Annotated in this window: 23 protein-coding genes; 7 read left to right on the plus strand and 16 right to left on the minus strand. The window is 64.2% G+C overall.

The window, feature by feature from the left end; genetic code table 11:
- Nucleotides 1-631: 631 nt before the first annotated feature.
- From bcsS to glmS, 6 genes are all read left to right on the plus strand, one after another.
- Entirely contained in the window at nt 632-1321 is a 690-nt protein-coding gene (gene bcsS, locus FE851_RS04530) for a cellulose biosynthesis protein BcsS (protein WP_145200200.1), read from the plus strand.
- A 13-nt stretch (nt 1322-1334) separates the two neighbouring features.
- Nucleotides 1335-2915 (plus strand): glycosyltransferase, encoded by a 1581-nt coding sequence (locus tag FE851_RS04535; protein ID WP_145200203.1) that lies wholly within the window; start codon nt 1335-1337, stop codon nt 2913-2915.
- A gap of 18 nt (nt 2916-2933) precedes the next feature.
- On the plus strand, nt 2934-4073 hold the full coding sequence (locus FE851_RS04540; RefSeq protein WP_145200206.1) for an HlyD family efflux transporter periplasmic adaptor subunit: 1140 nt from the start codon (nt 2934-2936) through the stop codon (nt 4071-4073).
- Nucleotides 4070-5245 carry an alginate lyase family protein gene (locus tag FE851_RS04545; RefSeq protein ID WP_145200208.1) on the plus strand — a complete coding sequence of 392 codons (1176 nt, stop codon included), beginning with the start codon at nt 4070-4072 and terminating at the stop codon, nt 5243-5245. Before FE851_RS04540 ends, FE851_RS04545 begins: the two co-directional genes overlap by 4 nt.
- A gap of 122 nt (nt 5246-5367) precedes the next feature.
- A complete protein-coding gene (locus FE851_RS04550; protein WP_145200211.1) occupies nt 5368-6372 on the plus strand; it encodes a LysR substrate-binding domain-containing protein in 1005 nt (334 codons plus the stop codon).
- A gap of 284 nt (nt 6373-6656) precedes the next feature.
- Nucleotides 6657-8480 carry a glutamine--fructose-6-phosphate transaminase (isomerizing) gene (gene glmS, locus FE851_RS04555; protein ID WP_145200213.1) on the plus strand — a complete coding sequence of 608 codons (1824 nt, stop codon included), beginning with the start codon at nt 6657-6659 and terminating at the stop codon, nt 8478-8480.
- Between the two features lie 215 nt (nt 8481-8695).
- Here glmS and FE851_RS04560 read toward each other — a convergent pair whose 3' ends face one another.
- From FE851_RS04560 to FE851_RS26000, 14 genes are all read right to left on the minus strand, one after another.
- Entirely contained in the window at nt 8696-9121 is a 426-nt protein-coding gene (locus FE851_RS04560; protein ID WP_145200216.1) for a ribbon-helix-helix protein, CopG family, read from the minus strand.
- Nucleotides 9118-11208 carry a conjugal transfer protein TraG gene (locus FE851_RS04565; protein ID WP_145200219.1) on the minus strand — a complete coding sequence of 697 codons (2091 nt, stop codon included), beginning with the start codon at nt 11206-11208 and terminating at the stop codon, nt 9118-9120. The genes FE851_RS04560 and FE851_RS04565 overlap by 4 nt, the downstream gene beginning before the upstream one ends.
- Before the next feature lie 169 nt (nt 11209-11377).
- Entirely contained in the window at nt 11378-13120 is a 1743-nt protein-coding gene (locus FE851_RS04570; RefSeq protein ID WP_145200222.1) for a relaxase/mobilization nuclease domain-containing protein, read from the minus strand.
- Between the two features lie 253 nt (nt 13121-13373).
- Nucleotides 13374-14108, minus strand: a complete 735-nt coding sequence (locus FE851_RS04575; protein WP_145200225.1) for a lytic transglycosylase domain-containing protein — start codon at nt 14106-14108, stop codon at nt 13374-13376.
- Between the two features lie 55 nt (nt 14109-14163).
- Nucleotides 14164-14511: a DUF736 domain-containing protein gene (locus FE851_RS04580; protein ID WP_145200228.1), complete on the minus strand. Its 348-nt coding sequence runs from the start codon at nt 14509-14511 to the stop codon at nt 14164-14166.
- On the minus strand, nt 14502-15101 hold the full coding sequence (locus tag FE851_RS04585; RefSeq protein WP_145200231.1) for a S26 family signal peptidase: 600 nt from the start codon (nt 15099-15101) through the stop codon (nt 14502-14504). The genes FE851_RS04580 and FE851_RS04585 overlap by 10 nt, the downstream gene beginning before the upstream one ends.
- Nucleotides 15098-15616 (minus strand): DUF2840 domain-containing protein, encoded by a 519-nt coding sequence (locus FE851_RS04590; protein ID WP_145200234.1) that lies wholly within the window; start codon nt 15614-15616, stop codon nt 15098-15100. Before FE851_RS04590 ends, FE851_RS04585 begins: the two co-directional genes overlap by 4 nt.
- A 376-nt stretch (nt 15617-15992) precedes the next feature.
- Entirely contained in the window at nt 15993-16817 is an 825-nt protein-coding gene (locus tag FE851_RS04595; protein WP_261370969.1) for a replication initiator protein A, read from the minus strand.
- 60 nt (nt 16818-16877) lie between these two features.
- Nucleotides 16878-17177 (minus strand): helix-turn-helix transcriptional regulator, encoded by a 300-nt coding sequence (locus FE851_RS04600; RefSeq protein ID WP_261370851.1) that lies wholly within the window; start codon nt 17175-17177, stop codon nt 16878-16880.
- A gap of 128 nt (nt 17178-17305) precedes the next feature.
- Nucleotides 17306-17821: a DNA -binding domain-containing protein gene (locus FE851_RS04605; RefSeq protein WP_145200240.1), complete on the minus strand. Its 516-nt coding sequence runs from the start codon at nt 17819-17821 to the stop codon at nt 17306-17308.
- Nucleotides 17822-17879: 58 nt separating this feature from the next.
- Nucleotides 17880-18065, minus strand: coding sequence for a transcriptional regulator domain-containing protein (locus FE851_RS27215; protein ID WP_145200243.1), 186 nt, complete (start codon nt 18063-18065; stop codon nt 17880-17882).
- A 242-nt stretch (nt 18066-18307) separates the two neighbouring features.
- Nucleotides 18308-18625 carry a DUF736 domain-containing protein gene (locus FE851_RS04615; protein ID WP_145200246.1) on the minus strand — a complete coding sequence of 106 codons (318 nt, stop codon included), beginning with the start codon at nt 18623-18625 and terminating at the stop codon, nt 18308-18310.
- A 463-nt stretch (nt 18626-19088) separates the two neighbouring features.
- Nucleotides 19089-19511 (minus strand): hypothetical protein, encoded by a 423-nt coding sequence (locus FE851_RS04625; protein ID WP_145200252.1) that lies wholly within the window; start codon nt 19509-19511, stop codon nt 19089-19091.
- A gap of 144 nt (nt 19512-19655) precedes the next feature.
- On the minus strand, nt 19656-19820 hold the full coding sequence (locus tag FE851_RS26000) for a hypothetical protein (RefSeq protein ID WP_186378753.1): 165 nt from the start codon (nt 19818-19820) through the stop codon (nt 19656-19658).
- Between the two features lie 427 nt (nt 19821-20247).
- On the opposite strand from FE851_RS26000, the gene FE851_RS04630 reads away from it, so the two are divergent.
- On the plus strand, nt 20248-20523 hold the full coding sequence (locus tag FE851_RS04630) for an HU family DNA-binding protein (protein ID WP_145200255.1): 276 nt from the start codon (nt 20248-20250) through the stop codon (nt 20521-20523).
- Between the two features lie 48 nt (nt 20524-20571).
- On the opposite strand, the gene FE851_RS04635 is transcribed toward FE851_RS04630, so the two are convergent.
- Together FE851_RS04635 and FE851_RS04640 are read right to left on the minus strand one after the other, a co-directional pair.
- Nucleotides 20572-20880: a hypothetical protein gene (locus tag FE851_RS04635; RefSeq protein ID WP_145200258.1), complete on the minus strand. Its 309-nt coding sequence runs from the start codon at nt 20878-20880 to the stop codon at nt 20572-20574.
- Between the two features lie 62 nt (nt 20881-20942).
- Nucleotides 20943-21266, minus strand: coding sequence for a DUF736 domain-containing protein (locus FE851_RS04640; RefSeq protein WP_145200261.1), 324 nt, complete (start codon nt 21264-21266; stop codon nt 20943-20945).
- Nucleotides 21267-21513 lie beyond the last annotated feature (247 nt).

The following is a 21513-nucleotide window of genomic DNA, read 5'->3' on the forward strand; positions in this document are numbered from 1 at the left end:
ACCGAAGGCGCGAACGCCTGACCTCAGGCGTCGCGGTGGCGGGACAGACGTTGCGCATGAACACGAAGCAGCGCTGTCCCGCCATATTTTCGATAGCCGCGTTGCGAGCGCGCGAAGTGGGAATATTGCAGCTCAGGTGCGATTAGGCAGAAAGGTAGAAGGAGAAATCCAGGTCACCGGACCTTTTGGCCTGGAGCCGCTGCGAGCGTGACGGACTCTGCCGATAGCCCAACGGAGTTGGAACGATTTCTGCACAACGTGGGGATCGCCCCACGTCGCGTAGAGGAATTGATGGAGGATTATCGTGCGGCCCTGCGTGAGCCGGATCAGAGAGCGAGAATCGCCCTCCCTGCCGTGGAAAATCCACTTTCCCTGCGAGCTGACCGAATGAACACCCAAGACATAACGACCACGGTTTTGTTGGCGTTGCGAAGCGAAGTCAGAGTGCAGAACCAAATTATGTTCAATAACTTACGCAATACAAAGCGACTTCTATATTGTGTTTTAATAGTTCAAGCGGTCGTCCTAGTTATTATACTAGGCGTTTTCGTAAAGGCGGAACCGGGTACTGCCGTCCGTGAGGCTAACAATCTCGAAGCCATTCCGCTTTGTCATTCTAGGGGGCAAGCAAATGACGTTCAAATCGTGCATTCTCAAATTCGTGCCGTTCGCACTTCTGGCGCTGCTCTACGCCGTTCCGGCTGCAGCTGAGGACAGCCAGCGCCTAGCCATCTCCGGCAAGGTCAATGAGCGCGGCGGCAACGTCAACGCGAATTACACCGTCGGCCTGTCCGGCTCGCTCAACGACAGCGGCCCACTGCTGCGCTTCGACCTCGGCTACGGCTCGTCGGAATCGCAATCGGGCGCAACTAACGAGCGTTTCCAGGGCGATGCGCTGGTCGGCTACCAGATCGCCGGAGACAGCTGGAAAGTGCGCTTCTACGGCGGTGTTTCCTATGAGGACCGCAAATCCGCGACCGCTGGCCAGCGCGAAGGCGCTGGCGCCGCGTTCAAGTTCGAAGCACTGACCGACCGCAAAGGGCCGGTCTTTGCCCGCATCGCGGCCAATTTCAACACCCGCGACGACACCTACCGTGTAGCCGGCCGCCTGGCATTCAACGCGGGCACGGTCTTCATAGGTCCGGAAGCCGCAGTGGTCGGCAGCAATTATTTCGACAGTCGGCAGGTCGGCCTGGTGGTCGACAACATCAAGCTCGGCGATATTCGCCTCAGCGTCCGGGGCGGCTACGAGTTCGGCAGCGACGAGGGCAGCGACCGGGATTCGCCCTATGGCGGTTTAGGCTTGTCGGTGCAGTTCTGACCTGAGCTGCTCCATGGCGAGCCGCGCCAGAACCACGATTCCTCCGTTGGACCATCCGCTGCCAGTCGTCACGCTTGACGACCTCTACGGCAGCGAAGCCCAGCCCGAAGCCGCGCCTGCGCACGATCCCGCGCGCATCGTCGGCTTCGCCGTGCTTGCCGCGGCGGTGTTGTGGTCGATGATCCTGCTGCTGCATTCGTCGACCCTCGCCGGGATTCTGGTGGCGGTGCCGGGGATGTACGGGCTGATCTCGATGTGGCGGCACAGCTGGACCGGGCTCCATTTCATCCGTGCCACGCTGTATCTGCGCTTCGCTTTTCCAAGGCACGCCCGCCGGGCCCGGGAGGGGACGGCCGGTCGCAAGGTTCCGCACATCCATGTGGTGGTAACGTCCTACAATATCGCCGCGTCGCATTTCCGCGCGGTCTATGCAGCCTTGTTCCGCAACCTTGCCGACTACGGCGTGCCTTCGGTGGTGATCGCCTCGATCACCCGCGACCGCGACCGGGTGCTGCTCGAACAGGTGCTCGAAGGTTGCGGCGTACCGGCCAATATCGAGGTCGTTGCCCAGTTCCAGAAAGGCGACGGCAAGCGCGGAGCGCTCGCCCATGCGCTGCGCAGCGTTGCCCGCCGCCATCCGCCCCCGGGAGCGGTGACCCTCCTGCTCGATGGCGACGTCGTGATCGAGGACGGCGCACTCGCGAAGTGCCTGCCGTTCTTCGTCGCCGATCCCGCGCTCGGCGCGCTTACCACCAACAACGATGCGGTTACCGACGGAGATATGGTCACCCGCTCGTGGTATTCGCTGCGCTATTCTCAGCGCCACGTGCTGATGTCTTCGCTGTCGCTCAGCGAGCGGCTGCTGGTGCTTACCGGCCGCTTCTCAATCTATCGCAGCGACGAAGTGATCCGCCCGGATTTCATCGACATCATTGAGAGCGATGGGTTCAGCGACTGGCTCTACGGCCCGCTGCGCTTCCTCACCGGCGACGACAAATCCGCTTGGTTCGCGCTGCTGAAGCGCCGCGCGAAGATGCTTTACATCCCCGATGTCAAGGCGATCGGGTTCGAAGCACTGCCGCAGGATTGCAATTTCGTCACTGGTTCGACTCGGCTGCTGCATCGCTGGTACGGCAATATGCTGCGCTCGAACGTCCGCGCACTGCGTTTGGGGCCGATCACCTGCGGCCCGTTCACCTGGTTGTGCATCCTCGATCAGCGGCTCTCGATGTGGACCGCGCTGGTCGGGCCGACGCTGGCGCTGATGCTGTCGCTCACGGTCTCGCCGGTGTTCCTCGTCTATTACCTGGCTTGGGTGCTGGTTTCGCGGTTGATCATGTCGGGCCTTCAGGGCCTTGCCTGGGGCCGGTTCGAACCGCTGTGGCCGGTGCTGCTGGCCTATGACCAGATCTGGGGCGCGCTGCTCAAGACCTTCCTCCAGTTTCGCCTCAACCGGCAGAGTTGGACCCGCCAGGGCATCCGCCACGGTGGCGGGACTGCGGCAATCAAGAATTTCGTCGCCAGCGGCCTGCATGTCGGTTCGCTGGTCGTATTGTGCCTCGCCGTGGCTTGGATGGCGCGGCCGGGATCGTAGTTGGATGCCGGATTTCACATGGCGGCTCATGAAATGGAATATGCGAAGATCGATCCGAATGACGCACGGCTGGTCGCGGCCGATGTCGTCCGCTCCGCGCCCCCGGTCGCGGTGGAGCGGCGCAGCCCGCGCAGTTTTGTCGAAGTGGCGCTGGATTTCCGGCTCGCAGATGGCGACAAGCTCTACCATGGCGTGACGCTCTCGCGCTCCATTCTGACGGTCAAGTTGCCGCCCGAGGCGCGAACGCCCGACATCGCTGCCGGGGCCAACGGTTCGGTCAAGCTGCACATCCCCCTTTCAGGGTTCGAACTGGCGCTCGATGTCGCCGCGATCCCGATGATGGGTGGCGAAACCGAAGACGGCTTCCTTCGCTACCGCATCGCCACCGGTGAGGTTCGCACCCAGGCGGTGTTGGCGCAGATAGTCCGTACGGTGCTGACCGGCGTGTTCCCGACGGTCGACGATCTCGTGCTCGGCCACGACGACGAGACTCCCTCGTCCGCTTCATCCGCCCAATCCGGCGGCACCTTGCCCGCTAGGCTGTTGCCCGGCGCCGCGATCGCCGCGCTCGCCCTTGGCGTGGCGGTGTTCGGAGTAAATATCTGGAACTCGTTGACCACCGTCACCAGCGACGCCGCGCAGGTCGCCGCGCCGCATGTCGAATTGCTGAGCCTCGATTTCGGCCGTGTGGGTGAGGTTCGCGTCATTCCGGGAGCGCAGGTGAGTAAGGGGCAGGTTTTGCTCCAGCTCGATCTTCCCGGCAGCGCTTGGCTGACCTCGCTCAAGACATCGGAAGAACCCCTCGCATACATTTCGCCGTGCGACTGCACCGTCGAATGGATGGCCGATACGGGCAGCACGGTGAAGCCTGGCACGCCGCTGATGGTGCTGGCTAAGACAAATCCGGCCGACCAGCGCATCGTAGCGCGCATCCCGGTCGAGCGTGAGCAGGCGGTCCATGCGGGCCAGCTGGCCATGATCAAGGTGGACGGCAGGAGCTTCAGAGCCCATGTCGAAAGTGTCGGTGGCAATGTCGGCATGGTCGCGGAGTTCGGGCAGAAGCCGAGCGGCGGGACGGTGCCCGTGTTGCTGAGTTTCGACCACGCGGTCGGCATTGACATGGCCGGCGCTCAGGCAAAGGTCACGATCTATAAATGAGGCTTTCCGGTCGCCTGGGTTCGCTGGCTGCCGTGCTCGCGCTTGCCGCGCCGCAAGGCGCTGCGGCGATGACGGTTGAACAGCGTGCGGCGCTCGACCTCAGTCAGTACAGGGTAACCGATCCCGAAGCGGGCTATTTCGATGTCCAGACGCGCAAAGCTCTGCTCGCCTCCACCACCGATCCGATACTCAAGCAGGCGATCGAGCGGGTCCGCCCCGGCGTGCCCTGCGCCGCTGCGATGGCTACCGCGCCATTCGCGGGCGATGCACAGATGAATATGTTTTACGAGGACAATTCGGCGTGGAAGGACGAAGTTTCCCAGTTCCACGATTTCGAGGATGCCATTTCGGGCCTTGCCGCCGCTCAGTTGGTTTCGAAGACCGACGCCAACGGCAAATGCGTCATCGCCGCGCTCGACTACTGGGCGCAGGGCAAGGCATTTCTCTCCTTCAATCTCAAGAAGTCGGGCTTGCAGACCTGGTTCCAGATCGAATCCACGCTGTTCGCGGCCGCTTTCGCTTTTTCGGTAGTGCGCGACGAGGTGCCGGGAGTGGATGAAGAGAAGCGGCGGATCGAGCAATGGCTTCACGCTGCCGCCCAAACCCATCTTTCCTATAGCGGCGGGCCCAAGACCTGCTGCAACAACCATTTCTACCGCCGCGCAGTCTACGCCGCGATGATCGGGGTGCTGACGAAAGACGACGATCTGTTCCGCTACGGCGTGAGCGCGGTCTATTCGGCGGTGGACGAGGCCGAACCCGACGGAGCTTTGCCGCGCGAAATGGAGCGCAAGGACCGGGCGGCGCACTATCATAACTACGCGACGATGTATCTTGTCTACATCGCCCAGATTGCGGAGCGCCAGGGCTATGACCTCTATCGCGTGAGCAAGGATGGCCGCTCGCTCGACACGATTATCGATTACGCGTTGAAGGTCGATGCCGATCCTGCGCTGGTTGCGCCCCATTCGGGAGGGGTGAAGCAGGCGACCTGGTTCCTGAAGGACGAACAGTTCTTCACCTGGCTCGAACTCGCGGCGCAGCGGCCCCAGCACCGTGCGGCAGCCCTCAAGTTGCTAACCGGCAAGCGCCCCGCCTACAATCGCAGCCTCGGCGGGTTCGCGACGCTCTATTTCATGGAACCAGGTGGAGCCGCACGCGGCGAGCACTAACCGCAAGTTTTCCCGACGACAAACGTATCTTGCGAATCTCGCCTTGGAGGCACGCGGTATATTCCGCCTGCCTGTCGATACGAAAATGACTAATTGATATCGCGAGCCGTAATTCGGAGAAGATGAATCATTTGGCGAAGAAATTATTAGAGAAGTTGAGAAACCATTCTCCGCACGAAATCATGATTGATCCTCTCTCTGTTCGCACCGGGATTGAACGGGCTCATCTCGAAACAGCATTGGCTTTGCAAATGCACGGTAGTTTCCGACGGACTGCCGAGGCGTTAAACATGAAGGTGTCGACGGTAAGCCGCCGAATCCGCGACCTCGAATTTCAACTCGGCGCAGCAATCTTCGAACGGCAACGGCGCCGCATCGTACCGACAGGTGCGGGACGCATCTTCCTGCGAGAGACCGCCCGGCTGCTGGTGAACTTTCACGGCCTGGTTCTGGCAGTGCGCAAGGTCGCCGACGGTCAGGCTGGTCAAATTTCCATAGGTTACCACGGCTCTGCAGCGTGTGGGAATCTGTTCAGATTACTGTTCGAACGAAATCCCGTCTGTCCTGATGTGCAACATTTGCCGATCGAATTGCCGTATGAGCGCATATTCGACGGTCTGGAGTGCGGTGCACTCGATCTCGCAATCGTCCGCGGCCAACCCGAACCATTTCGCGGAAGAAGCGTCGCCTTGTGGCGCGAACGTATCCTCGTCGCTTTGCCGGAAACGCATCGACTAGCCCACAAATCAGCCATCATCTGGGCTGATCTCGCCGACGAGGTCTTTCTCCTAACGAGCCATGATCCGATCAAGCATACTACGCGGCTAATTACCGAACGGCTTTATGGACATAGTGTTGTCCCGCAGATAACAATTCACCCGGTTAGCCACGCTGCGATTCTTCACATGGTCGGCCTCGACCAGGGAATCAGCCTTGGCTTCGGGTCGATCGCAAGTGGGCATCACCCGAGAGTCGTGTTCCGGGAACTGTCGGGGCCGCAAGGCTTGGAATATGTGACAAGTTTCGCTTGCTGGCGTGACTACGAAGTTAATTCCGCGCTGCGACGGCTACTGCGCTACTTGTTCCAGAAATACCCTCCGGCTGCGGATCCTATGAGCGCGAGCTAAGTGGCACGAGTGCTGCTCGGTAAATCGCGATCATCTGAAATCTATCTTCGACTCTCTATCTGGCTGCATTCGACCGGCGCAGCGACGGGCGGTGTCAGCGATTCCGACCGCGGAGAAGGCTCGATTCTAGGTTCGGCCGGGAATCTAAGCGGCGGGAACTGAGTTGGCGCGATCCAGTCAACCAAGGTTCCAGCATCTCGCCTGGGTACACGACATATCAGGAACGTCCCGAATGAGCAGACATCCACATCCTTTCTCAACGCATCCTTGGGGTATTCAATACTATGTGTGGAATTATCGGCATCGTCGGCAAGGAAGACGTAGCGGACCGGCTGGTCGACGGCCTGCGCCGGATGGAGTATCGCGGCTATGACAGCGCGGGCGTCTGCACCGTCGAGGGCGGGCAGCTGCTCCGCCGTCGGGCCGAAGGCAAGCTGCTCAACCTGGTCAAGGAACTGGCGGTCTCGCCCGCGCCCGGCCTCACCGGCATCGCCCACACTCGCTGGGCCACGCACGGCGCGCCGACGGCCGCAAACGCACATCCTCACGCCACCGCCGAACTGGCGCTGGTGCACAACGGCATCATCGAGAACTTCCGCCCGCTGCGCGAGGCACTGGAGGCGCGCGGCCGCACTTTCGAAAGCCAGACCGACACCGAAGTGGTCGCTCACCTCGTGTCCGAGCAGGTCGAGGCCGGTCTCTCCCCGCAAGATGCCGTCAAGGCCGTGCTCCCGCAGCTGCGCGGCGCATTCGCGCTGGCGATCGCCTTCCGTGCGCATGCCGACATGCTGATCGGCGCTCGCCTCGGGTCGCCGCTTGTGGTCGGGTTCGGCGATGGCGAGACCTATCTCGGTTCCGATGCATTGGCACTGGCGCCGCTCACCCAGAAGATCGCCTATCTCGACGAGGGCGACTGGGTGGTGATCACCCGCGAAGGCGCGCAGATCTTCGACGCCGACAACAACCCGGTCGAGCGCGAGGTCGTCACCTCGGGCGCATCGGCCGCGGCAATCGAGAAGGGCAACTACCGCCACTTCATGCAGAAGGAGATATTCGAGCAGCCGACCGTGGTCGCGCAGACCCTGCGCAGCTACGTGCGACAGGTCGACCAGTCGATCGCCCTGCCCCGGATCGATTTCGACCTTTCGTCGGTCAGCCGCATAACGATCGTCGCCTGCGGCACCAGCTTCTACGCCGGCATGGTCGCCAAGTACTGGATCGAGCAGTTCGCCCGCCTGCCGGTGGACATCGATGTCGCATCGGAATTCCGCTACCGCGACCCAGTGCTCGAGCCGGGCGGGCTGGCGCTGTTCATCTCGCAATCGGGCGAGACCGCCGACACGCTCGCCGCGCTGCGGCACTGCAAGGCCGCCGGACAGACCATTGCCGTGGTCGTCAACGTCCCTACCAGCTCGATGGCCCGCGAAGCGGACCTGCTGCTGCCCACCCACGCCGGACCGGAAATCGGCGTCGCCTCGACCAAGGCTTTCACCTGCCAGCTCGCCGTGCTGGCGGCGCTTGCCGCCAACCTCGCGGTCAAGCGCGGCCGGATGGACCGGGCCGAGGAGATGGAGGTGGTCAGCCATCTCGTCGAAGTGCCCTCCTGCCTCAATGCCGCGCTTGCCCATGTCGACGAGATCGCTGCCATGGCGCACCTGATCGCCCCGGCCCGCGACGTGCTCTACCTCGGCCGCGGCGCGGACTATCCGCTGGCCCTCGAAGGCGCGCTGAAGCTCAAGGAAATCAGCTACATCCACGCCGAAGGCTATGCTTCGGGCGAAATGAAGCACGGCCCGATCGCGCTGATCGACGAAGCGGTGCCGGTGATCGTTCTCGCCCCGTCGGGCCCGCTGTTCGAGAAGACCGTGTCGAACATGCAGGAAGTCCGCGCGCGCGGCGGGAAGGTCGTGCTGATCTCCGATGCCGAAGGCATCGCCGAGGCAGGCGGCGGCTGCATCGCGACGATCGAGATGCCCAAGGTCCATCCGCTGATCGCACCGCTGGTCTATGCAGTTCCGGTGCATCTGCTGGCCTACCACGTCGCCTGCGTGAAGGGAGCCGATGTTGATCAACCGCGCAACTTGGCGAAATCGGTGACGGTGGAATAGTTTGCGGACATAGATCCCGTCAGAATACGACGACTGCCATCTTCGCGTCGTCCGGCGCTGCACCGGCATCTGCATCGCCACCAGTTTGATCCGACGGAATGCTGTTCGACCCGTTTGTCGATGACTTCGACTGGGAGAACGATGCGCGCATACCGGATCAGCCCAGCTTCGCTTCCTGCGTTCAGGGCGGTGGCCGCCTACAGCGGGAGACTACCTCATGCAGGCTCACGACTATCCCCATCGTCCCGTAATTCGCTGCGCAGGCGCGGCCCCTGCTCCATACGGCGCGCGAGCGTTTCAACAAAACGCTGCCATCGTTCCTTGCCCATCGCCTGCGCGGCCTTCATCGCGCTGTCGGGAAGCGGGGCATTGGTGATCAGCCAGAAGCGGACGAACTGAGCAAGCGCTTCATTGCCCAATTCGACATTCCACTCGAGGCGTTCGAGCGTGCGGGCCGTGCGGTCGAGACGCCGCGCCAGAGCGCCCTCCAGGCGATCGGCGGCGTCGGGAGACAACCAGGACTCAAGCGCGGCTTCGATGACAGCGGTCTGTGATGCGCGCCGTGTGCGGGCATCCTCGGCAAGCCTGCGCGCAAGGTCCGCAGGAAGCCGAACACTGCGCTTCACGTGCGGGGTACTCACAGGTCGATCCCGTCATCCGGATCGAGAGATGCGTTGCGGGCATTGCGGGCGGCGAGGCGGTCTGCCTCGCGCCGTTGCCGTGCTGCATCTTCGTCTGCCTCCTCGCCATCGAATTCGAACTCGTTCGCGGGCGGCTTCTGCTTGGGCACCACCTCCTCATGCTCCCCAAGTTCCGGCTCACGCCGAATCCCGCTGTTGGCCGTATCGGCCGCTTCGCCCTCGTCGGCGCCTGCATCGCTGCCAGCTTGATCCGGCGGGACACTGTCCGACCCGGGTAACGGTGCCTGCGTATCCTGCCCGGTCGCCACGGGCGCAGTTCGCGATGTCTGCTGGGCCGTATCGCCCGGAATTGCAGTCGCCTGGCTCTGGAACCAGTCGTCTTGCCGCCTGCGCTCGGGGTGGGCCGCGTGCAGCGCGGACGGCGGCAGCACGCGCGCCTTGAAGCGCGGATCGAGATAGTAGCGGGCCTTGCGCGCGCGGATCGGCGGAGCCCCGGCGGCCATCACGATCTCTTCATCGGATGGAAGCTGCATCACTTCGCCTGGCGTCAGCAGCGCGCGGGCTGTTTCGGAGCGCGATACCATGAGGTGCCCAAGCCAGGGCGAGAGGCGGTGGCCGGCATAGTTCTTCATCGCGCGCATTTCGGTGGCGGTCCCGAGCGCATCCGAGATGCGCTTGGCGGTGCGCTCGTCATTCGTCGCGAAGGCGACGCGGACATGGCAATTGTCGAGGATCGCGTTGTTGGCCCCGTAGGCCTTCTCGATCTGGTTGAGCGACTGCGCGATCAGGAAGGATTTGATCCCGTAGCCCGCCATGAAGGCGAGCGCGGATTCGAAGAAATCAAGACGGCCGAGTGCGGGAAATTCGTCGAGCATGAACAGGAGCCGCTGCGAGCGGCCCTGCGGGCTCAGCTCCTCGGTCAGGCGCCGGCCGATCTGGTTGAGGATCAGCCGGATCAGCGGTTTGGTGCGGCTGATGTCGCCGGGCGGGACGACCAGGTAGAGCGACGTCGGGGTCGGCCCCGCCATGAGGTCGGCAATGCGCCAGTCGGAGGTGCCGGTCACCTTGGCGATCACCGGGTCGCGGTACAGCCCGAGGAAGGACATGGCGGTCGACAGCACGCCTGATCGCTCATTGTCCGATTTGTTGAGCAGCTCCTGCGCGGCGGCGGCAACGACTGGATGAACACCTGCTTCGCCCAGGTGCCGGGTCGCTTTCATCCGGTAGAGGGTCGCCTCGATGCTGCGATCGGGATCGGAGAGGAACGCGGCCACACCGGCCAGCGACTTGTCTTCCTCGGCATAGAGGACGTGGAGGATCGCGCCGACCAGCAAGGCGTGACTGGTTTTCTCCCAGTGGTTGCGACGTTCGAGCGAGCCCTCCGGGTCGACCAGCACGTCGGCGACGTTCTGGACGTCGCGTACTTCCCATTCACCGCGGCGCACCTCGAGCAGCGGGTTGTAGGCATTGGATGCGGCGTTGGTGGGATCGAACAGGAGCACCCGGCCGTGCTTCGCGCGAAAGCCGGAGGTGAGCTGCCAGTTCTCGCCCTTGATATCATGGACGACTACCGAGCCGGGCCAGGCGAGCAGCGACGGAACGACAAGGCCAACGCCCTTGCCGGACCGGGTCGGCGCGAAGCACAGCACATGCTCGGGGCCGCCGTGGCGCAGGTAGCTCTGCCCGAGCTGTCCCAGGACAACGCCGCTGTCGCCCAGCAAGCCGGCCTGCTCGATTTCCTGCTGGTTGGCCCAGCGGGCCGATCCGAAGGTCTGGGCCTTCTTCTGCTCCCGCGCGCGCCAGACCGACATGCCGATCGCCGTCACGACCGCGGAAAGCGCGCCGGAGATGGCGATCATTGCCCCGGTTTCGAAGATCTCCGGGGCGTAGGCATCGAAAGCGAACCACCACCAGAAGAAGGAGGGCGGCGGATAGACGGGCCAGGCTCCGACGATGAACCAGGGCGGCCCCAGCTCCGGCTGATAGGCCAGCGCGCCGGCCACCCATTGCGTTGCCCCCCAGATACCAAGGAGGATCAAGACGGAGACGGTGATTACCTGTCCCCAGAGGATTTTAGTCGCGGACATGTGCATTTCTCCCGGTTGCGCGGGAAAGTGGCGGTCGCAAGCACCGCTTCATCAAGCGCGAATTGCGGTCGGCGCGGCCTGGCGAAGAAAGACAGGGAGCAGCGTAAGCGCGTATCGATCCGAGGCGCTCATCTGCGCAGGCCGAGCCCGGATCGACCATTTGAGCGAATCATATTCCGATGCCCCGACCCCGCCCGAGGCTCCAATTCACGCCGCCGCCCGGTCCCATTATGCCGCGCACATGCTCGCCCAAATGGCCATCAAGCGCCGGACTCCAAGGCACGAGCTGGAACCCGAGCCCGTTGTCGATCATCGCGAAGCGGCCCGAGGCGAGCGTTACCCGTTCGCGATAGATGCCGCTCACATATTCACCAGCGGTCGAGGGCTTATGCTCGAGCCCGGTGCGCGCAGCGATCGCGGCGGTCGCAGTTTCGAGTTCCCGCGCTTTCAGCTTGTCGATCAGGCCGGTCTCGAAAAGGAAGCCCTGGCCCTGCCGCCGGGCAAGCCCTTCCGCTTCGAGATGGCGCGATCGCGCCTCCATCGCATCGCGTATCGCGAGACCGAACCCGTTCCCGGTCGCGCCCGGCTCGCGAGCGACCAGTTGCCGATCGAGCCAGGTGGCTCCCGGCGCCTCGACCTGCCGGCCGAGCGAAAGGTCGGAGCGGGTCGCGAGCGAGGTCCGTGTCTGGCCGCGTGCGTCCTCCCATGAGCGCAGTTCGACGATCGCGCCGGGCTTGGCATCGCCGGTCATTTCGATGGTGTCGAAGCGGAGATGATGGACGCGGCCATCGGCGCCGTCGACCACGGCATAGGCCGAGCCCGCCAGCTCGTCATGAAGGCCGCGCTCGACCAAGCGCCCGATCACGGGATCGCTCGGCGGTGCGGCATGGAGCGCAAAGCTGCCGATATCGACCGGGCCATCGTGGCTCATCGCACGGTGCATGGTCTTGATGATGTCTGTGCGGATCGAAAGATCGCGCAGCGCCGGTTCCGCGCCCGGCCGGATCGACCATCGACCCGGACCCTGAGGGTCAGCGAGGCCGAGGCGTTCGAGCTTCTGCGCCCGTCCGATCAGCAGGCGCCGTCGGTCGGCATCATCGCCCGTCGAGGGACGCAAATCGACGATGCCGGTGGACTCGTCAGCGAGGTGTTCGAGCTGCCGGTCAAGACCGGTCCAGCGATCGGCGCCGACATCGCGTTCGAGTGCCGCGCGGATCTCGCGCTCGGTGCGCGGCCCTAGCTCGATCGTCACCAGCTCCTGGGCGCGGCTGCGCATTCCCTCACGAATATAGTCCCGGTCGATGACGAGATCGGCCCCGGTCTCATCGACGCCGCGCACCAGTACATGAACGTGGGGGTTGTCGGTGTTCCAGTGGTCCACCGCGACCCAGTCCAGCTTCGTGCCGAGATCGCGGGCCATTTCGTCCATCAGCTCCCGCGTGAAGGCCTTGAGGTCGGTCATCTGGCCTGCGTCCTCGGGCGAAACGATGAACCGGAAATGGTGCCGATCGTCTTCGCAGCGCTCCGCAAAAGCATCGCCATCGGCATTGTCGGAGCGCGCATCGAACATTGAGGCATCCGCGCCGTCGCGGGTCACGCCATCGCGCTTGAGGTACGCAAGGTGCCGGGCGAGCGGCGCGGCGCGGAAGCGGGTGCCTTTGTGGCGCACCACGCGAGCCTTGATGACGACACGCCGTGCGCTTGCGGAAGATCGGGACCGAAGCCGGGCGGTGCGGCCTCGCCCATATGCGCCGGTGCCCTTGCCCCTCGATGGTCCACGGCGGGTATTTCCCGCTTTTGCCGCAGCCCGGCGGACCTGGGCGCCCAAGGTCTGGACTTTGCGCCCCGCACCCTGGCCCGCGGCCCGGCTTCTTCCCGGCCGGATCTCGAAATCATCGTCGTCGCCTCTCATCGGCGGCGCCCCGAACGGAAAGCCACCTGCGCCACCTTCGAACATCTTGATCCTGCGTGATATTCTTGCCCGCGCGCCACCCGGCAAAGTGCGATGCCACCTGAAATTCCCCAGCACTCACAACCACATAAGGCCCCCAAGGTGGCGGCCCTTTTATCTCGCCGTCCTTTTTTCCGCCTTAGATCAATAGCTTCACTGCTCCGCCAACGTCGCCTAAGGTGACCTTGCGCGCGAAAGACAACGCCAGCGCCGCTCACTGCTTGGTGCCGCCGACGATGGAGACGAAGAGGCTGCTTTCCGCCGGCACGGGAGCGGCCGCAGGAGGCGGCGAAGGCGTCGGCGCAGCTGGTGTCGGAGCTTGCGGAACGGCGCGTTCGCCACGGTCGGCAGGGTCGCCATGTGCCGATGCGCGCGCCGCATCGCTGCGGACGGTGAACAGCCCGGCATCGCGCCATGACGGTGATGCGGCGATCGCACCCTCGGCAGGCGCAGCCACCGCCGAACCGCCGATGGCTGGCGCGATCTGCGCGACATAGGCAACGGTTTCGGCAGGCAACGGGCGACCGCGCGTGCGCCAGTCGTCGATCCGGCCCGGCCCCGCATTATAGGCGGCGAGCATGGCCGAGATGTCGCCATAGCGGTCCCACATGAGGCGCAGATAGGCAGCACCCGCGTGGATGTTCCGACGCGGTTCGAAAGGATCGCCGCCGAGCCCGAACCTTGCAGAGAGCATGGTCCAGGTCGCGGGCATGATCTGCATCAGCCCCATCGCGCCGACCGGCGAGACGGCGCGCGGATTGCCTCGGCTTTCGACCCGCATCACTGCCCAGATCCACGCTTCGGGAATGCCGAAACGCTGCGCCGCTTCGCTCACATAGGCGGCGTAGGGATGCACTGCGGGAGGCGGCGCCGGGGCTGCGAAGGCAGCAGGGACTGGGAAGAGGAAGGGAGGCGGAACGGCCACGGCCCATGCGAAAGCAACGCACATTGCACCGCCGGAAAGCCGCGAAGGCCACGTGCTGAAGTCGCGCCGCAACATCGCCTCAGTCCGGTTTCGGGCGGCGCAGGCGCGGCGACCAGAGCAGCACAAATGCGCCGTCGCCCTGCTTGCCGGGCAGCAGATTGGCTCGCATCGGACGCGCCAGGCCCGGGCAGTCGAGCTGGATCGTGATATAGTCGCCGATGCGGTCGCTGCGGTGTGCCCAGCCCGACCCGACTTCGGGGTCGTGCGCTGCGCCCTCGCCGTCCTCGACGAGATGAACGCGCCACTCGGGCGCGCGGCTGTGTCCCACGAATCCGGTCGGTGTAATGCGAAGCTGCACGTCGAGCGTGAGCGTGCGAAGGCGGCCGATGAAGCCGTCGTCCTGGCGATAAAATTGTCCTATCTGCATGGTTTATCTCCTGATGCGTGCTTGGAATCGGGTAGTTTTGCGCAGCCCAGGCGCCGGCGCAGCGGCGCTGCGGGTGTGTCGCGCGTGAGTAGGGGCTGCGCACTGCCGAGCAGGCCGGAGGCCGGGATCGGCCCGTAATAGCGTCCGTCGAAGCTGTCCGGGGCGCTGTTGAGCAGGAACAGTTCCTGCACGCCGACGTCGCGGCAGCCGCGCCAGACCGGCAGCGGCCGTCCGTAGCGATCGGCGTCGTGCGCTGCGGCGACAAGGCGCCCGCCAACCGTCACGTCTGGGCCAAAGCGGCAGATGGTTGCACCCGGTCCGGCGGCAACCCGCTTCAGCATTGGGACGCCCACGGGCAGATAGTGACGCTCGGCCATGAAACGGGCGAGCTGCGGTGGCGGCAGGATTGCGACCAGATCGCCGGTCGCGGGCTTGCGCGCAGAGTGCAGCCGATAAAGCCCGATCGGCACGCTTGCGCTGGCGTTCCACAGCAGACGTGGTTTCGGATCGAATGCCATGATCGCGGCAAAACCGGCCAGCCACAATACAGTCGCAAGGCCGGTTACGGCGAGGATGGAACGCCGGTTCATGGCTCCAGCGCCTTGCGCTTGAGCCACGCCTGGTGACGTTCGGGCGTGTAGCTGCGAGCAGGTTCGCCCGCGCTCAGCCGGTTATGGACGTGGCGCCAGTGCTCGGGTGCGACGTCGCACGGATCGACGCTGGCGGCTTCGATCGCGTCGATCGCATTGAGTACCGCCCGCACCTTCGGCCAGCCCGATAGTGACAGCAGCAACTCGCCGCCGGGCCGCACGAAAGGAACCGTCGTATAGGCCTCGCCGGGACGAATGGCGCGCAGAATGTCGATGCGCGAATGGACCGTGCCGTAGTCGTTGGCCGTCCAACGGATGTAGGCAAAGACGGCATCGGGTCGGAAAGAGAAGACGCGGGTCTTGCGGCTGACGATGCGTTCGGCAGCGACCCGGCCGAAGCGTATCCAGTGTTCGAGCCGCTTCTCGATCCATATCAGTTCGACCTCGGTATTGGCCGTGCTGAAGGCTGCTGTGCGCACCGGTTCGCCCCGCGGTCCAGATCGCACGCCGGTCATGGCTGGCCCCCCGGAGAGAAAGGCGCCACGCGAAGAGTTTGGTTGGTTGCGGCTCGAGTCCGCGATTGATGACACTGGATCACGAATGATGGTGCCAATTCACGAACCACGGCGCGCCGACACCGTTCGCGGGTCGGGTCCGGGCAACCTTGCCCCGGAACGCAAAACTTCGCCCCGGATTGTGAAAATTGTCGCACCGAAATTTCCACAGAGCACCGCACCGTTAGCAAGAGTCCGAAGGACTCTTTGTTAGGACGGTTAGTAGGGGGTCGTTTCGTCGCAGATTTCTGCGGCTTTGCGGGGCGCGCGGGTTTCCAATAGGCCAAGCGGGCGGTTTTCAATAGGCCAACCTCGGCGGTTTTTAATAGGCCAAGCATCATGGCCGGTTATCCACAGGGCGCAGCTTGAGACGGCGCATGGCGCGGTCGAGCGGATCGACGGGAATCGGCACGAAGTTCAGCCGCTCGCGGCCGAACCCATATTCGAGGTTGAGCGTGTATCCCGGCAGCGCCTGGCGGCGGACGATCCCCCGAACCTCGAACGCGAACTGCTTGAGCGGCGAGAGCACGCCGGACTTGAGATGCAGATGCGCCAGGTCGAAGCTCCATCCGCCCGACTGACGACCGCCATGCTTGCGCACGATGCGGTAGAGCCAGCGCTCAAGCCCGCCCGTGAGATCGAAGTACGCACGGTCGATGGTCAGCACGAGCGCACGGTCGACGACGCCGGCATAAAACCAGTCGGGCAAGATCAGCTCGATGCCCAGCGGTCGGCCGTTGGCGTCGGCAAGTTCGCGCCATTCGTTGATCCAGGAGAAGCGGTGACGCCGTCGCTGGTGCTGCTGACGGATCGAGGTCGCGACCGTGGTCGACTGGAGCCGATCGAGCGCGGCCTTCAGCCGATCATAGTGATCGCGCCCGATGCTGCGCCCGGTAAAGGCGAGAATTTCGTGCGGCGTGGTCATCAGCAACCGCGAGGTCGCGCGGCCGCAGTCGCGCGCCTCGACGATCTGGCTCGCGGCCCAGATCAGCACGTCGGCGTCCCAGATGGTGGCCATGCCATGTTCGGGGACGGCTTCGACCGAGATCCAGGTTTCGCCCATGCGAAAATCGATGGGCGCGGTGCGCTTGCGCTTGGCGAGGCTGAAAAACGGCCACGACATGAGGTCCTGGGCATCGCGCGGCGCAAAATCACCCGGCATCGATCGGAACAGATCGAGCTGCCGGCGCTCGCCGGAACGGGAGGCATGCAAGGACATCGATCAGCTTTCCGTGCCGATGCGCTTGGCGGGATGCACGGTGCCGCTACCCGGGTCGGAGGTCGAACGGCGGGTGCCGATCGCGGCCCAGGCGTCGAGATCGTCGATCGCATAGACGATCCGCCCGCCAAGCCGGCGATAGACCGGCCCGGTGCCGAAACAGCGGTGCTTCTCCAGAGTGCGTGGCGAGAGCCCGAGATGGATCGCGGCGTCGGGGGTCTTGAGATAGCGCGGCCGCACGATCAGCGTCGGATCGGCCTGGGCGGGATAGCGCGGGCGTGTGGCGGGTTCGGCGGACGGCATGGTGGTTCTCCTGCATGCGGCCGACGAGACTGGCGCTCGGCGGCGGTTAGGAGGTCAGAATGGGGGCAGGGGGAGGCGGCAAAGAAGGGACGGAAGAGCGGAAAACAAATGTCCCCCGACACATTTGGTCAGCGGCCGTGAAGCAGGTCGCGGTAGCCGCCGCCCACGAGCCGGGCAGCTTCGGCGATCCAGCGGCGGACACGTTTTCGCTCATTGCGTTCGGTCCATTCGGCTGCAGGCAGCGATGCCAGATGAGGGTCGATGAGATACTCGGCGATCCGGCGCGATGTTGTCCCTGCGCTGCGCAAGTCGTGAACCCGCAGAAGCATCGCGAGACGCCGCCGGCGAAAGGCCGTGAGCCGGGATGCTTCCGGCGACGGTTCCCTGATCCGACCGCACAGCAGGCGCAAAAGCCATTCCGATGTCTGTTCTCGAATGGTCGCATAACGCTCCGTGGGGAGCAGGATCGAACCGTGGCGGGCGATACCGGGTTCGAAACGCAGCCGGACGAGCGATCGGCTGTCGCCCAGCGTGAAATACTCGCCGTCCTCGGCTGAGTAGCGCCGGATGACATTCGGCATGCGGTCAGGGTCGATCGGTTCCTCATGCTCGAAGCCGCGGGGTTGCTGCCCGATCAGGACCACATAGGGGTCTTCACCGATCTGCCAGAGGGGCCGATCGCGCGGGACCGGGCGCGCGGGATCAACCAGGAAATCGCAAGCCCCATCGCTGGGCCAGTGCTGCCGCCCGATCCGAGCATTTCTCGCTATCGGGTAGCGCGTAAAAATCCTGTCGATAGTCCGGTGCGCGCCTCAGGAATTCGGCGGCAAATTCGGCTATGTTCAGATCGTCGGGAATGGAGACACTCTCATCAGCGACCGGCGACATAAGCTCCCCCCGTTCTTTGTCGGTTGCGAAAAGCTTCCCAGCTTGACCGAAGAAGGACCGGACGAAAGTTGCCCAATGTTATCGAGCGACTGACGATTGGTGGCTGGACTTATTGAAATTGCAGATCGAAGCGCGCGAACGCCGGGCACCGGACAGTCGTGTCGGCTCGTTACGCGAACTCACGCCAGATGGTTGTCGTCAAACCGTCACCCGACGCATTGGCCGGGTGACGGTGCGGCAGCTCAGTCCTGCTGGCGGCGGGTCTGCCGCGTCCAGATGAGGTCGTATTCGCCGTCCTCGCCCGCGAAGAGTTGCGCGAAGATGGGAGCGACGAAGCTCGGGTCGTCGAGCTTGACCGAGAGATAGGTACGATCATCCTGGGTGCGCTTGCTCCAGGCGGCGCCGACTTCCGCTTCGCCCACGAAAACCCGATGGCTCGGGGCGTTGCCGCTGGCCTGCTCGTCCGCGACGATGCGGACCGATTTCGCCTGGACCGAGAGGGTGACGATCTGGCCCCGCAGTTCGCCCGAAACCTTCTTGAAGCTGCCGATCTTTGCCATGATACTATTCCTTTCGCTGGTCGAGCCGCGCCAGTGCGGCCTCGATGCGCAGGGAAAGCCGATGGGCGACCGGCGCCGCAGCCGTCAGGCCCGGAGCAAAGCGGAGGACGGCGTGAACGGGCTTTCTTGGCTCGCGAGGAACGGCGGCACGCCGGGGGAAGAAAGTTTGGGCACGCCGTTGCGGCAAGCCGGGCGAGCGCCAGCGCCCTGACGGCAATTGCGCATCGAAACGAGGCCGTTCTGGCTCGGCGTAAGTGCAAGGACGACATCGCAAAAAAGGAGCGAGAAGGTTCGGGCGGACACGCCGGTGCATCGACATGGCGAGTCTGCGTGTCCATTCGACCGTTCCGACGGGCGGGCCAGCGGCGAAGCACCGATTTCGGGAGGGTTTGGCAAAGCACAAGTCGGTGACGACGGCTGGAGCAGGCATCGCCCGGGAACCCGATCGCGGCCTCGGACATCCTCAAGATGCGTGAGGCGGCCTCCCGCCGGAGGGGCTCAGCCGGGCGACGGCGATTGCACCGATCATCGCGGCTCCCAGCCAGCTCAGCAGCGAGAGCGACACGCCCGGATCGATGACGATGCCGGCGACGGCTCCGACGGCATGATAGCCGGCAATGCCCGCGGGAATGGCGAAGGTTACGCCCAGCAGGAACCGCGGCAGAGGCGATCGCGTGGCTGCGAACAGAAACTGCCCGGCAAGAAACAGGCCGATGCCGAGCCCGAGGCCGATAGCGGCGGCCGTGAAAAGCCCGGCGCCATGTCCGTGCAGCAGGAATGCGCCGCCGATGCCGGCCATGACCGGCAAGGCGTGGATGGCGAGACGGAAGAGCAGTGCGATGGCGTAGAGGCCGGCAAAAAGGCCGAGCAGCAGAAACAGGGTCATGGATAGCGTCCTTTCATGACGAATGAACGTCGGACGCGCCCGCCACCACCTCCACAGCGCAATCTTGCAACCGCCATGATAGCGCCGCGAGGCGCGGAACGAAATAGGATTTGTTGCATCGGCATCGCCAGGCGATCCTCCCGGTCAGGATGGAAACGGATCATATTCGCGCACTACATGAGCCGGATTTCCGTCGAACTCGTCCCACGGCATCACCGCGTAGCCTTTGTCGGTCCGCACGAGGACGACGATCGTCATCAGCGTCTTCGCGAGGTTCCAGGCGAGCGACTGGGCGGTCTTGAGTGGCATGAGGAAAGCTCCTGTCCGGGAGCGGAGACCATCCCCGCTCGACAGTTGCCCCGCGGCCGGAGGCTGGCCGCAATCACCGCGGCGAAGCGCGGTCGCACGCGCATGCGTAGCGAACCCTTTACGGGTTGATTGAAGGAGGCCGGACTTCGGCCAGAGGGATCAGCGCCTTGCGAACGGGGTGAGATCCGCGCGGCAGATGCGTTCACGCCGCTGCCGTCCAGTCGCTCGCCTGAAACCATGTAACGGGCTGTCCATCGTTCACGGTGCGAACCGGCGGGGATGCGGGTGGTCGGTGCGGGAAGACGTGCCTGTGGTGCGCAACGCGAAGATGACCGGGAATAGCAGGCGACGTAGAAGCGCCGTGGCGCTCGACGCTCGATGATTCGAGCGTGAGGGCGACGACACCCAGGAAATGGAGCTGATATTCGTGAACAACAATGATCTTGCCGATGCTCTTGCCGCTGCCAACGGCATCACCAAGGCCGACGCGCGCAAATATGTCGACGGCGTTTTCTCCGCGATCGCCGAGGCGGCCGCCAAGGGCGAGGAAGTCTCGCTGAACGGCTTCGGCAAGTTCAAGGTGAAGGACAGTGCCGCGCGCGAGGGCCGCAATCCCGCGACCGGCGAGACCATCACGATTGCGGCATCCAAAAAGCTGTCCTTCGCGCCCGCGAAGGCCGTGAAGGACAAGCTGAACGGCTAAGAAAAACTGCCGGTGCGGCGCCATGTCCGCACCGGCACTTGGCCTTGTTCAGCGCAAGGTCAGGCGAGCGCGTTCGGCCAGCGAACGTGTTGGCGGCGCGGATGCTTCTGCAACCATGTCTCTGATCGATCTGCCGGAAAGACCGACGACCGCACAGTCTTTCGATCGAGCGGCTTCGATCAGGCTGCTCAGAGTGGGAAATTCGTCGAAGCGCATGCCCAGCCAGATTTCCGGGCATTCCTCGGCCTTTCGCCGGAATGCCTGGAGGAAATAGGTGCGCATCGGCGCATCGTAGCCGATGACGGCTCTGTCATCGATGGCGCCGCGAGACTGAACGGTTACGGCGTGTCTGCTCATGGATTCGCCTCCTGGTCGGATGGTTGAGGACCGGCCCCGCCCGAAGGCGGGGCCGGAGCCGGTCAGGCCGGCGGGTTCCAGATGATGACCTTGCGCGACGGGTCGTCGCCGGGGGCGTTGGCGATATTGCCGTAGATCGTGTCGCTGAACTCGGGAGCCGACATCGACACCGAAGTGTATTCGGCGCCCGTGGTCTGCGAGAAGCGGTTCCAGCCGGCACCGAGTTCATAGCCGGTCTTGCGGCTGATGATGCGGTAATCGGGCTCGGATTCCTTCGACTTGCGGCCGTTCGGGATGATGGCGATGGGTGCCTGAACGGTGAGCGTCGCGAGCGTGCCTTCCATGGTGCCGTCCGACTTCACGGTGAGATTTGCGATAGTGGCCATGACTTGAACTCCTTGCGTGTCTCGGGGACCATCCCCGATGGCGCCAAAAGGAGAGCCCGGCAGGCCGACGTCACCGGGAGCGCAGCGAAGGGGAACCCCTTCACGGGGTTGACGGCATTAGGCCGGCCGAGGATCGTATTCAGGCGACAAGGAGGGGGAGGTCCTTGAGCGATGCAAGGGCGGTAGACGATGGCCACACGCCGTTCCTCGCCTGTCGTGACGGCACCTTGGATGAGCAAGCGCACCA

Source organism: Sphingobium sp. B2, from assembly GCF_007693735.1.
Taxonomy (GTDB): domain Bacteria; phylum Pseudomonadota; class Alphaproteobacteria; order Sphingomonadales; family Sphingomonadaceae; genus Sphingobium; species Sphingobium xenophagum.

Bases quoted from the DNA above. Each gene is read 5' to 3' on its own strand.
- FE851_RS04565 (WP_145200219.1), bottom strand. From the start codon at position 11,208: ATGTCCGCGACTAAAATCCTCTGGGGACAGGTAATCACCGTCTCCGTC.
- FE851_RS04600 (WP_261370851.1), bottom strand. From the start codon at position 17,177: ATGCCGTCCGCCGAACCCGCCACACGCCCGCGCTATCCCGCCCAGGCC.
- FE851_RS04570 (WP_145200222.1), bottom strand. From the start codon at position 13,120: ATGAGAGGCGACGACGATGATTTCGAGATCCGGCCGGGAAGAAGCCGG.
- FE851_RS04590 (WP_145200234.1), bottom strand. From the start codon at position 15,616: ATGACCGGCGTGCGATCTGGACCGCGGGGCGAACCGGTGCGCACAGCA.
- FE851_RS04545 (WP_145200208.1), top strand. From the start codon at position 4,070: ATGAGGCTTTCCGGTCGCCTGGGTTCGCTGGCTGCCGTGCTCGCGCTT.
- FE851_RS26000 (WP_186378753.1), bottom strand. From the start codon at position 19,820: ATGCCACTCAAGACCGCCCAGTCGCTCGCCTGGAACCTCGCGAAGACG.
- FE851_RS04535 (WP_145200203.1), top strand. From the start codon at position 1,335: ATGGCGAGCCGCGCCAGAACCACGATTCCTCCGTTGGACCATCCGCTG.
- bcsS (WP_145200200.1), top strand. From the start codon at position 632: ATGACGTTCAAATCGTGCATTCTCAAATTCGTGCCGTTCGCACTTCTG.
- FE851_RS04615 (WP_145200246.1), bottom strand. From the start codon at position 18,625: ATGGCAAAGATCGGCAGCTTCAAGAAGGTTTCGGGCGAACTGCGGGGC.
- FE851_RS27215 (WP_145200243.1), bottom strand. From the start codon at position 18,065: ATGTCGCCGGTCGCTGATGAGAGTGTCTCCATTCCCGACGATCTGAAC.
- FE851_RS04540 (WP_145200206.1), top strand. From the start codon at position 2,934: ATGGCGGCTCATGAAATGGAATATGCGAAGATCGATCCGAATGACGCA.
- FE851_RS04575 (WP_145200225.1), bottom strand. From the start codon at position 14,108: ATGTGCGTTGCTTTCGCATGGGCCGTGGCCGTTCCGCCTCCCTTCCTC.
- FE851_RS04640 (WP_145200261.1), bottom strand. From the start codon at position 21,266: ATGGCCACTATCGCAAATCTCACCGTGAAGTCGGACGGCACCATGGAA.
- FE851_RS04595 (WP_261370969.1), bottom strand. From the start codon at position 16,817: ATGCCGGGTGATTTTGCGCCGCGCGATGCCCAGGACCTCATGTCGTGG.
- FE851_RS04580 (WP_145200228.1), bottom strand. From the start codon at position 14,511: ATGCAGATAGGACAATTTTATCGCCAGGACGACGGCTTCATCGGCCGC.
- glmS (WP_145200213.1), top strand. From the start codon at position 6,657: ATGTGTGGAATTATCGGCATCGTCGGCAAGGAAGACGTAGCGGACCGG.
- FE851_RS04585 (WP_145200231.1), bottom strand. From the start codon at position 15,101: ATGAACCGGCGTTCCATCCTCGCCGTAACCGGCCTTGCGACTGTATTG.
- FE851_RS04550 (WP_145200211.1), top strand. From the start codon at position 5,368: ATGAATCATTTGGCGAAGAAATTATTAGAGAAGTTGAGAAACCATTCT.
- FE851_RS04625 (WP_145200252.1), bottom strand. From the start codon at position 19,511: ATGACCCTGTTTCTGCTGCTCGGCCTTTTTGCCGGCCTCTACGCCATC.
- FE851_RS04635 (WP_145200258.1), bottom strand. From the start codon at position 20,880: ATGAGCAGACACGCCGTAACCGTTCAGTCTCGCGGCGCCATCGATGAC.